This is a genomic window from Larkinella humicola, from assembly GCF_008727875.1.
In the GTDB taxonomy this organism is placed as follows: Bacteria; Bacteroidota; Bacteroidia; order Cytophagales; family Spirosomataceae; genus Larkinella; species Larkinella humicola.
Genome location: NZ_VTWS01000008.1, coordinates 159,065 through 170,313, shown reverse-complemented (window position 1 = coordinate 170,313; position 11,249 = coordinate 159,065). Strand labels below are relative to the sequence as shown.

The window sequence follows — 11,249 nt, the reverse complement described above, 5'->3', positions numbered from 1 at the left end:
GCAGGTAGCTGACAACTGAAAACTAAGAGAAAATGGCAATAGAAATGAAAGTACCCCCGGTTGGGGAGTCCATTACGGAAGTAACCGTTGGGGCATGGCATAAAAAGGAGGGCGATTCGGTGAAGAGAGACGAGGTGTTGTGCGAACTGGAGTCGGATAAGGCATCGTTTGAATTTCCGGCCGAAGCCGACGGCGTGTTACACATCATGGCCCAGGAAGGCGATGTGTTGCCTATTGGTGCGGTTTTGTGTACCATCGAGGCTGCTGGTGCGTCCAATGGCGCGGCTCCGGCGGCTCCCAAAGCGGAAGCACCGGCCCCCAAACCGGCTGAACAAGCGGCTCCGGCTCCACAGCCCGAAGCGCCCAAACCGGAACCTGCCTCCCAACCGGCTGCTGAACCCGCTGCTGCCGCAGCCTCGAAAAGCATTGAAATGAAAGTGCCCCCGGTTGGCGAGTCGATCACGGAAGTGACGATTGCTTCCTGGAATAAAAAGGATGGCGATCAGGTGGCTTTGGACGAGGTTCTTTGTGAACTCGAATCTGATAAAGCCACGTTTGAGTTGCCGTCTGAAGCCGCCGGAACCCTCCGGATTGTGGCCGAAGCCGGTGCCACCCTGGCCATTGGTGCCGTAATTTGCCGGATTGAAGTGGGAGCTGCCGTGGCTCAACCCGCTGCGCAACCGTCTGCTCCGGCACCACAGCCTGCTGCTGAGCCCGTCGCGGCCCAGGCGGATGGCTATGCGGCCAATCACCCATCGCCGGTGGCCGCTAAAATACTGGCCGAAAAAGGCATCGATCCGAAAGAAGTCAACGGCACCGGCATTGGTGGCCGCATCATGAAGGAAGATGCCGTGAAAGCCGAAAAACCGGCGGCACCAGCACCTGCTCCGCAACCGGCTGCTGCTCCGGCCCCCAAACCGGCCCCGGTCGCTTCGGCCCCGGCCCCCGCTGGTGGAAACCGGGGACAACGGCGCGAACGCATGAGTTCGTTGCGGAAAACCATCGCCCGCCGGTTGGTAGCCGTAAAAAATGAAACGGCCATGCTGACAACCTTCAACGAGGTCGACATGAAACCGATCATGGATTTGCGGGCCAAATACAAAGATAAGTTCAAGGACAAAAATGCGGTTGGTTTGGGCTTCATGTCGTTCTTCACCAAAGCGATTTGCATTGCCTTGCAGGACTTCCCGAATGTGAATGCCACCATCGACGGCGATTCGATTGTCTACAACGATTACTGTGACATTTCCATCGCCGTATCAACGGAGCGTGGTCTGGTGGTGCCGGTAATCCGGAACGCCGAGAGCATGGACTTTGCCGGAATCGAAAAGGAAATTATCCGGCTGGCGGTTCTGGCACGGGATAACAAACTGACGATCGAGCAGATGACCGGTGGTACGTTCACGATCACCAATGGCGGTATTTTCGGCTCGATGTTGTCGACGCCGATCATCAACGCCCCGCAGTCGGCGATTCTGGGGATGCACAACATCGTGGAACGGGCGGTGGTGGTCAACGGCGAGATCGTGGTACGCCCGATCATGTACGTGGCCCTCTCGTACGATCACCGCATCATCGATGGCAAAGACTCCGTGAGCTTCCTGGTTCGCGTAAAGCAGTTGCTGGAAGATCCGGCGCGGATTTTATTGGGCGTATAAGAATAAGTAGTAGGACGGATTGTAAAACCGCCTTTCGAGCCAGAAAATGCTCGTTGGCAGAGCGGTTTATACTCCGTCCTACATTTGTATAGAGACCATTTACCTGCAAATAGATCTGTAAATTTATGCAATACGACGTCATCGTCATCGGCTCCGGGCCGGGCGGCTATGTGGCCGCAATTCGCTGCGCCCAGTTGGGTATGAAAACGGCCATTGTGGAAAAATACAAGACGCTGGGCGGCACCTGCCTTAACGTCGGCTGTATTCCGTCGAAAGCCCTGCTCGACTCTTCGGAGCATTTCTACAATGCCGCCCATACCTTCGCCGAACACGGGATTAAACTGGCGGATTTGCAGGTCGATCTGCCCCAGATGATCAGGCGGAAAGAAGGTGTCGTGGAAGCCAATGTGACCGGGATTTCGTTTCTGATGAAGAAAAACAAAATCACGGTTCACCAGGGATTCGGGTCGTTTGTCGATGCCAATACGCTGAACGTCAAGAAAGATGATGGCAGCGAAGAGCAGATTACGGCGAAAAATTTCATCATTGCGACCGGTTCCAAACCAACCTCGTTTCCGTCGATGCAGATCGACAAAAAACGCATCATCAGTTCGACCGAAGCCCTGACGTTGCAGGAAGTGCCGAAACACCTCATCGTGATCGGGGCGGGGGTGATTGGGGCCGAACTGGGCTCGGTCTATGCCCGCATCGGTTCGAAAGTGTCGTTCGTGGAATTTGCCGATTCGATGATTCCGACGATGGACAAAACGATGGGCAAAGAACTGCAAAAAGCCGTCAAAAAGCTGGGTGCTGATTTCTACTTCAGCCACAAAGTTACCAGCGTTGAAAATACCGGCGAAGGTGTGATCGTGAAAGCCGATACGCCCAAAGGGGAACAGATTACGCTCGAAGGTGATTACTGCCTGGTATCGGTCGGTCGCCGTCCCTACACCGACGGCCTGAACCTCGAAGCCGCCGGACTGGCCGCCGACAACCGGGGGCGCATCGACGTAAACGATCATTTGCAAACCAAAGTCCCGAACATCTACGCCATCGGTGACGTCATCCGTGGGGCGATGCTGGCGCACAAGGCCGAAGAGGAAGGTGTGTTCGTAGCCGAAACTCTGGCCGGACAGAAACCGCACATCAATTATCGCCTAATTCCGGGCGTGGTCTACACCTGGCCGGAAGTCGCCAGTGTGGGCTTCACCGAAGAGGAACTGAAGCAGGAAGGCAAGGCCTATAAAGTCGGTTCGTTTCCGTATAAAGCCCTGGGTCGTGCCCGCGCTTCGATGGATGTCGACGGTTTGGTGAAGGTGCTGGCCGATAAACAGACCGACGAAATTCTGGGCATGCACATCATCGGTGCCCGCGCGGCCGACATGATTGCCGAATGCGTTGTGGCAATGGAATACCGGGCCTCGGCAGAGGACATCGCCCGGATTTCACACGCCCACCCGACCTACACGGAAGCCATCAAGGAAGCGTGTCTGGCAGCGACGGATAACCGGGCGATTCATATGTGATGGAAACCGGGAAAGCGATTGCCTTTCTTTTGGCCTCCGGGCAAGGGTTACTGCTCAGTTTGGCATTGGTCGTGAAAGGATTGCGCCAGGAACGGTCGAACCTGTTCCTGGGCCTTATTCTTTATGTCCTCGCGCTCGAACTGCTCAACGCCTGGGGTATGCAGGTGCGGTATCATAGCTCGCCTGCTTCTATTCCGTTTTGGAATCTGCAATCGTACCTGTTATTGCCTCCGTCGGTCTGGTTCTTGGCCCAATTAACGACGACGCCTGGTTATGCCTTTCGGCAAAAAGACTGGCTCTTTTACCTGCCTGCGGTTGTGGAAGTGCTCGTGCGGTCTGGCTGGAGTTTCTACCGCCGGTCTACCGGAGCACCATTGCCTTCGCTGCTCGATAATTCAGGCTGGTTTCTGGTTACGGAACTCCTGCCGATTTTTGGCACCGCCATCGCCCTTTGGTTTTATGGACGGAAACTGGTCTTTTTTCACCGATCGTTGAAAGAGCACGCATTCCGGTTGTCATTCAGTTTGTTTGTGCGGCTGTATAGCCTGTTTTGTTTTCTGCTGCTTACGACGGTTATCTGGGCCGCTGGCGTCCTATTGGAATGGCCGGTTTTTGCGGGTCTGGAAATCGTGCTGACCCTGTTTTTGTTTGCCTTCGGCTATATCGGGTATGCCAATCCCGTCTTTTTTACCCTGCCTGTTCTTCCTGATGTAAAATCGTCGGAAAAGGTTGAATTCCATCACTATGATGATACGAAACAACTGGAACGGTTGCAGACGCTCTTCCGGCAGGACGCCCTCTATACGCAATCGAAATTGACGGTGGAGGACGTGGCCAAACGGCTCCAGCTACCGCCCCGGTATGTGTCGTATCTGATCAACACCCGGTGTGCTGCAAACTTTACTCATTTTGTCAATGGCTTTCGGGTGGAGGCCGTCATTCGAAAACTGAACGATCCGGCAGAACACCACAAAACCTTACTGGCCCTGGCCCTTGAAGCGGGATTTAATTCGAAATCAACGTTCAATCAGGTATTTAAACACCACACCGGACAAGCGCCATCACACTTCCTGCTGGTTAAAAAATAAGGATAGTCAACAACCTTACGGGCTCCTATCAGGGGTCATAACGTCCGGAAACACGATTCCGGACGTCCGGAAAACCGTTTCCGAGCGCATGACGACGCTGGAATGAGTTGATTTGTGTTTCCATCAACGGTTCAATCTTCAGTCATGCAAAAGCTAGTGTTCGTTCTGGCGGCCTTCGTCTGGTCGCCCTTTATTTTCGGTCAGCAGTCCAACGGTTTCCCTGACCGCACCGTTCCCACCATTCAAATACAAACCAATCGGAATGTAGAGCTGTTGGGTTTTGCGTATTTCCTGGGCTATGAAGGCCGTCAGTTGGAAAATAACGATACCTATTTGCGAGGACGCGCGATCCGAAAAAGGGACTGGTATGGCTACGGGCTTAGCCTATACCGACACTACAAAACCTACGAGCACAGCAAACACCTGGCTGTTGTGGTGGCTTTTGCCGAGAACATTTGGCTGGATTATTTGATTCATCTGTTGATCCAACTGGACGATTTCCCCCATGCCAAACTGAAAGATGAGATAAGAGAAAGCGCTTACCTCCGGTTTTCCGCAAAAAGAGACCCGGAAGAAGCCAGAAAGAACGTTGCTCTTTTTATTGAAGCGATGAACCAACTCTATCGGGAAGTCGATTTTGATACCTACTTCCGGCAGAATCAAAGCAAGTATGCTAACGCTTTGGCTCAGGTGAAAAAGGGCCTGCCGGATAAACGGTTCATTCCCGCCCTGGAAGATTTCTATGGGCAACGTTTTGACCGGTACACCTTGGTACCGAGCCTTACCATCCCTACGGGTATGGGATTTGGAGTCAGCCATACGTTACAGGATAAAACCCTAATTTTTCACGTCTTTGGTCCTTTCGGACTTCAAAACTTTAGCAATGAATCCAATGTAGATATGGGCTTTGACGACAGAAAACACCTATTGGAACTTAGTACGCATGAGTTTGGCCATTCGTTTGTCAACCCCGCTATCGACCAGCTCCCCCCGGAACTCATTACCGGAACGGAAACGCTTTTCATACCCATTAAGAGTGACATGGCCAATCAGGGCTATACCCGTTGGAAGGCCTGTTTATACGAACACTTTGTACGGGCCGGGGAGATCATAATCGCTCAAAATCTTGGTAATCATGCCGATGCGCAACGGTTAAAAACCCATTACATCGAAGATCGAAAATTTATTTACCTGCCTGCGATCGTGGAGGAATTGGAAGTATACAACAAGATCCGAACGCGCTCTTACCAGCAGGTAGTAGAAACCGCGATGAAGAAGTTAGTGAAAACCGTTTCTGAAAAGTCAACCGAATAGCAATTCCCGGATAACCAATTGGACGAATTGCATAACTTTCAACCCGGCTTTGGAAATCAGGCCGGGTTTTCTTTTTTTAGGAGATACCCCGTCCCGAGATGAAAAAACTACTTCTTGCTTTCTGTCTGTTTGCAACCGGTGTCCATGCGCAGTCGACCGACTCCGTTACGATTCGCAAAATCTACAACGAAATCCTGACCAACAGTCCGTCGTACGAATGGCTGCGTGAGTTGACCCAGAAGATTGGTCCACGCCTGAGCGGTTCGGAAGGCGCGCAGAAAGCCGTCGACTGGTCGAAGCAGCTGATGGAAAAGGAGGGGTTCGACCGGGTGTTTTTGCAGGAAGTGATGGTGCCGCACTGGGTTCGCGGTGCCAAAGAAGTAGCGTATATCCGGAACGGGAAACAAAAAATAACCGTACCGATTGCGGCTCTGGGCGGTTCGGTAGCCACGGCTCCAAAAGGCGTTGAAGCCCAGGTGATTGAGGTAAAGAGCTTTCAGGAATTGCGGGATTTGGGGCCGGAAAAGGTAAAAGGCAAGATCGTGTTTTACAACCGCCCGATGGACCCGACCAAACTGAACACCTTTGAAGCCTACGCCGGGGCGGTTGAACAACGGGCCAATGGTGCGAACGAAGCCGGCAAACTCGGCGCAGTGGGGGCTATTGTTCGTTCGATGACCACCGTGCTGGACGACAATCCGCACACGGGCGGAATGCGCTACGCGACGGGGGTACCGCTGATTCCGACGGCGGCCATCAGCACCAACGGAGCCGAGTTGCTCAGTAAGTCGCTGAAAGAGAATGCAAACCTGACGTTTTACTTCAAACAGAATTGTGAAACCCTGCCCGACGCCAAATCCTACAACGTGGTGGGGGAAATCAAAGGCTCGGAAAAACCGGATGAAATCATCGTCGTGGGCGGCCACCTGGATTCCTGGGATCTGGCCCAGGGCGCACACGACGACGGCTCCGGCTGCGTGCAGTCCATCGATGTGTTGCGAACTTTCAAGGCCTTGGGAATCAAACCCAAACGCACGCTTCGGGCGGTGATGTTCATGAACGAGGAAAACGGGTTGCGGGGCGGAGTCGGCTATGCAGATTACGCCAAAAAGAACAACGAGAAACACATTGCCGCCGTCGAGTCCGACAACGGCGGTTTTACACCCCGGGGCTTCGGCATCGTCGGAACGGCGCAGCAACGGGCCAACGTGATGCCGTGGAAACCGCTATTTGCGCCCTACGGACTGCACGAAATCGGTGCGGGTTCGGGCGGGGCAGACATTGGCCCTCTGGCGCAACTGGGGACGGTTTTGTTCGGTTTCAAGCCGGATTCCCAGCGGTATTTCGATTTTCACCACACGGGAATCGACAATTTCGAAGCGATCAACAAGCGGGAACTGGAACTGGGTGCGGCTTCGATGACGGCGTTGGTGTATTTGCTGGATCAATACGGATTGTGAGTTTGAGAGTTGTTTCGCGGAGTTGAGCGGAGAAAAAGAGAGTTTAGCAGAGAAAAAATAAATTTAAACTCTGCTAAACTTCTTTCTTCTCCGCTCAACTCCGCGAAACAACTCTTTCAAACCAAGTCCAGCGCGACGATTTCGTGATCGAGAATCCGCGGCACGCTCACCGACACTTTACCATTCTTTAACTCAAATTTCGGTTTCTGATCGCTCATCAGCAGTTTCACGCCCGTCACTTTTGCCCCTGCCGGAACCGGCACGCTCACCTGCGCTTCGACCGGGATCAGTTCCCGGAAAGGCCCCTTCATCATCATCGGATTCGTCAGATTGACCAGATGAACCGTTAGGGAGTTGGCCTGCCGCCATACCGTCACATCCAGCACTCCTGGACCCGTTACGGTGGCAACCGGTTCCTCGTCGAGTGCCCAGTGCAGAACGTTGCTCAGGAGTTGACCGTGATCGGTAGCCATGAGTTGCCAGAACGAGCGGTCCAGGTCGCCGGGAATGTAGGCAACCCGGCCTTTACCGACCTGCCGCAAATACAACTCCCGCGTATCGGTTTCGGCAATCCGTGGATAGACGTCTTCCATCGGCAAATCCGGATACGTCGGAATGAGCGTAACCGGGCTGGGAAACGAAACCGTGGGCTTTACATCGACTTTATAAATCGCGTTGATAATTCGGGGCGTATCATCCAGTCCCTTTAGAATCCGTTGCGTCTGACTGTTTTGGGTGTCGTGCCGCAGTTGCAGGTAGCTGTTCCGCATGGGGCCTTCCACTTTCTGAGCGTATGAAACTCCGAACAAACCGGCCAGTCCGAAGTCGGGCCGCGGCTGGCCTTCTTCGTCATACAAGGAGGTTTCAAAGGTCGCGACCAGACTGCCTCCCTGGTCTACAAAGGCCTGCAATTGCTGGCATTGCCTATCGGAAAGGGCCGCAATATTGGGTAAAACCAGGAGTTTAAACCGCTTCAGATCGTCGGGTGTCAGCAGCCGGTCGTTCACCATATCGAACGGAATCCGACTTTCCACCAGCGCGTGGTACAGGCCGTCGAGGTGGTCGCCACTCTTCTGTTGCCAGGGTTTCCCGCCATAATTGCGGTCGGTTTGCTCGGAATACACCAGGCCGACCCGCGCCATCGGGGCCGTGTTGCGCAGATACGCTTCATTTTTGTGGTAGCCTTCATACAACTTCGCAACGGCTTCCATCCAACGTTTGTCGTAGATGTCGCCCCCAAACTTGACGAAACACGGACGCATGCCGTTGGCGGTTCCTTCGGCCACCCAGATCCGGATTTCGGCGTCGTTCTGCACCGAGTCTTTCCAGCGAAATTCTTCCTCGATGCCCACACTGAAAATGCCGATCAGCGGTTTTAATCCCAGCGTTGAACGCAGCTCTTTCGCGCCTTTTCCATTCGACCAGGGCGCCATCAGTCCGCGCCGGGCCTGTTGATCGGCAAAAAAGAGGTCGGCTTCTTTGCCGGTCACGATTTTGTCGGGAAAACCGTTGGGAATAAACCGGGATGTCGCCTTCTGTTTGCGGATGCCGGCATCCCAGAGCGCCCACAATTCCCGCAGTCGTTTCATCCGCCAATCCGCCCATTTCCGGTACGTCAGATCCAGTTTTTCTACTTTTTGGGGCAATGTCAGGCCGGATGCCGCTTTGAAATTACGCTGGCAATGTTCGCAGTAACAAATGTCGTGGCCCGCCCAGCGGTTGGAGAAAATGCCTTCCGGCTGAAACCGTTCCATGATTTCCCGGTTCACCTGTGGCATAAACTCGAAGTTGTAGGGCCCTAAGGAGCAGGTTACCCACAAATCCGGATTGGCCCAGTGACGGCGTTTTGCCCCGTCTGCGTTGACCGCGATCCAGTCGGGGTGGGCGTCGTAGACATTCTGCCGGGCCGCGTGGGGATCGGTGCGGAGCATGATTTTCATGCCCTGTTTTTTGCAGCCTTCCACCAAAAAACCGAGGGTGTCGGAATTGCCCAGAAAATCGCTTCGGTGGTGCAGCGGAACCTGGGTTGGGTAAAAGGCCACGACGCCACCAGCACTCAATAGGGCACCATCGGCATGAATCCGCTTGAAGTACCGGAGCCAAAAATCGGGGTCGTAATGCCCCGGATCGCGTTCCACAAAAGCCAGTTGCGCCCACCGCATCGGCCCGTCGAGCCAGAATGCGTTGGCGGGCGGCACCGGGTTAGCCGGTTTTGCCAGCGTGAAAGACCCGGAAAGGGCATAGGTACTACCGAGGAGACCGGCGGTTTTTATAAAATCTCGTCTTTCCATGCAGTCCTGTGAGCCAGGAAGCTCACCGTAAAAGAGTGGGTTTAGGGCGCGGTTTTAAACTTGTTTCGGTAATATAATTCAAAATTTTATGAGTTGAGTCTAATTTTCATTTCTGGTATAAACACCGCTGGGTCGATCAAAACCGACACATTCGACCTGTTCACCTCAAATGTGTTGGTTACGGCAACGTTTGGGGGGCGATGCGCGTATCGGTTTAGCAGTGAGTCTTCCAATCCATAATCACAATGATGAGACACCAACTAATTTTAAAGAGAGTTTTAGAGAAACCGTCTGTAAAACGCGTCGTTGGCCTGGGTCCCAAACTTTTATTGATGGCCCTGTTGTTTGCCTGCTCCAAAGAAAGCGAGGACCTAACGCCAACCGGAACGGGCACCACCGGAACCGGCACCACCACCGGCAGCTCCGTTGCCATCGACAGCACGACCACCTCCTCCGCAACGCCGGAAGGCAATACCGACAAGGCGGCCAATGCGGATGATTTGCTGGCGAACTCGACGTTTTCGTCCACCGTTAGCATTACGTTTGGCACGACGGTCAGCATTTCCAATCCCCTGGCGGGCAATGGCGTATCGATTGCTCAGACCAACGGCGATGTCGTCATTACTTCCACTGCAACGGGCGTCGACTTTGTGCTGGCCGGAACCACGACGAACGGTTCGGTCAAAATTTACTCCGATAAGAAATTCAAACTGACGCTGAACGGGGTCAACATGACGAATGCCGACGGCCCCGCCATCAACATCCAGTCGGAGAAAAGAGCCTTCATTGTGCTGGCCGACAACACCACCAACTCGCTGACGGACGGCGCGACGTATACCGACAGCAGTACGGAAGACATGAAAGCGACGCTGTTCAGTGAAGGGCAGATGATCTTCAGCGGCAACGGAAGCCTGAGCCTGAAAGGAAATTACAAACACGCGATTGCCAGCGACGATTACATCCGGCTGATCAGCGGAACCATTACCATCACCAGTGCCGCATCCGACGGAATTCATACCAATGACGCCTTTATTGCCGACGGCGGCACGGTTACGATGACCACGCTGGGCGATGGAATACAGTGCGAAGAAGGCTACATCGTCATCAACGGCGGCACGTTCACGATCAATGTGGTGGATAAAGGCATCGCAGCTTCGTACGACACCGACACGACGATCGACCCGTATCTCACCATCAATGGCGGCACCATTACGATCAACTCGTCGGCCGGAGAGGGCATTGAGAGCAAGAGTGTTCTGACGATCAATAACGGAAACATCATTGCCAAAACGAAAGACGATGGCATCAATGCCGGAACGTTCATCTACATCAACGGCGGTACGGTATATGCCTACAGCACCTCCAATGACGGCATTGACTCGAACGGAAAGATCACCATCACCGGAGGGAAAACCGTCTCTGTGGGTGCTTCTGCTCCCGAAGAAGGGTTTGACTGCGACCGGAATACGTTCAAAATAACCGGCGGCATTGCGGTCGGTGTGGCCGGTGCAACCAGTACGCCAACGGCGAGTGTCAGCACCCAGCCTTCGGTCCTGCTCGGCGGAGGATCTGCCAACCAGTTGATGCACATTCAGTCGGGCGAGGGCGCCGAAGTGTTGACCTTCCTGATTCCGAAAACCTACACGACGATGCTGTTTTCGAGTCCGAAACTGAAAACCGGTCAGTCGTACAAGGTGTATTCGGGCGGGAGCGTAACCGGGGGTACCAACCTAAACGGGTTGTATACGAGCGGAACCTACACGTTGGGAACGCAATCCACCACGTTCACCACGAGCAGTATGGTGACGAAGGTTGGCGGAAGCGTCGGACCGTAGCCGGTCACTGCGTCATAACTGGGGTCGGGGTGTTTATTTTGTCAACTTCCTGCGTATTTTTGGAAGAATTCACCCTT

At 53.9% G+C, this 11,249-nt stretch carries 7 protein-coding genes; 6 read left to right on the top strand and 1 reads right to left on the bottom strand.

All coding sequences use genetic code 11. The features are described 5' to 3' along the window. Positions 1-32 precede the first annotated feature (32 nt). From odhB to F0P93_RS26115, 5 genes are all read left to right on the top strand, one after another. Entirely contained in the window at positions 33-1,658 is a 1,626-nt protein-coding gene (odhB, locus tag F0P93_RS26135) for a 2-oxoglutarate dehydrogenase complex dihydrolipoyllysine-residue succinyltransferase (RefSeq protein WP_150880675.1), read from the top strand. 125 nt (positions 1,659-1,783) lie between these two features. Next, a complete protein-coding gene (gene lpdA / locus F0P93_RS26130) occupies positions 1,784-3,184 on the top strand; it encodes a dihydrolipoyl dehydrogenase (RefSeq protein ID WP_150880674.1) in 1,401 nt (466 codons plus the stop codon). Beyond that, on the top strand, positions 3,184-4,272 hold the full coding sequence (locus F0P93_RS26125) for a helix-turn-helix domain-containing protein (protein WP_150880673.1): 1,089 nt from the start codon (positions 3,184-3,186) through the stop codon (positions 4,270-4,272). Before lpdA ends, F0P93_RS26125 begins: the two co-directional genes overlap by 1 nt. Positions 4,273-4,416: 144 nt before the next feature. Beyond that, entirely contained in the window at positions 4,417-5,586 is a 1,170-nt protein-coding gene (locus tag F0P93_RS26120) for a DUF4932 domain-containing protein (RefSeq protein ID WP_150880672.1), read from the top strand. A gap of 98 nt (positions 5,587-5,684) precedes the next feature. Then, the gene (locus F0P93_RS26115; protein ID WP_150880671.1) at positions 5,685-7,046 is read left to right on the top strand and encodes a M28 family peptidase; all 1,362 of its coding nucleotides are present in this window, start codon (positions 5,685-5,687) and stop codon (positions 7,044-7,046) included. 116 nt (positions 7,047-7,162) lie between these two features. Here F0P93_RS26115 and F0P93_RS26110 read toward each other — a convergent pair whose 3' ends face one another. Then, on the bottom strand, positions 7,163-9,337 hold the full coding sequence (locus F0P93_RS26110) for an alpha-amylase family protein (RefSeq protein WP_150880670.1): 2,175 nt from the start codon (positions 9,335-9,337) through the stop codon (positions 7,163-7,165). A 332-nt stretch (positions 9,338-9,669) separates the two neighbouring features. Between F0P93_RS26110 and F0P93_RS26105 the strand changes: the two genes are divergently transcribed. After that, a complete protein-coding gene (locus F0P93_RS26105; protein ID WP_225309649.1) occupies positions 9,670-11,172 on the top strand; it encodes a carbohydrate-binding domain-containing protein in 1,503 nt (500 codons plus the stop codon). Positions 11,173-11,249: the final 77 nt, after the last annotated feature.

Coding starts and splice junctions, on each gene's coding strand:
- F0P93_RS26115 (WP_150880671.1), top strand. CDS start 5,685: ATGAAAAAACTACTTCTTGCTTTCTGTCTGTTTGCAACCGGTGTCCAT.
- F0P93_RS26125 (WP_150880673.1), top strand. CDS start 3,184: ATGGAAACCGGGAAAGCGATTGCCTTTCTTTTGGCCTCCGGGCAAGGG.
- F0P93_RS26105 (WP_225309649.1), top strand. CDS start 9,670: ATGGCCCTGTTGTTTGCCTGCTCCAAAGAAAGCGAGGACCTAACGCCA.
- F0P93_RS26120 (WP_150880672.1), top strand. CDS start 4,417: ATGCAAAAGCTAGTGTTCGTTCTGGCGGCCTTCGTCTGGTCGCCCTTT.
- F0P93_RS26110 (WP_150880670.1), bottom strand. CDS start 9,337: ATGGAAAGACGAGATTTTATAAAAACCGCCGGTCTCCTCGGTAGTACC.
- odhB (WP_150880675.1), top strand. CDS start 33: ATGGCAATAGAAATGAAAGTACCCCCGGTTGGGGAGTCCATTACGGAA.
- lpdA (WP_150880674.1), top strand. CDS start 1,784: ATGCAATACGACGTCATCGTCATCGGCTCCGGGCCGGGCGGCTATGTG.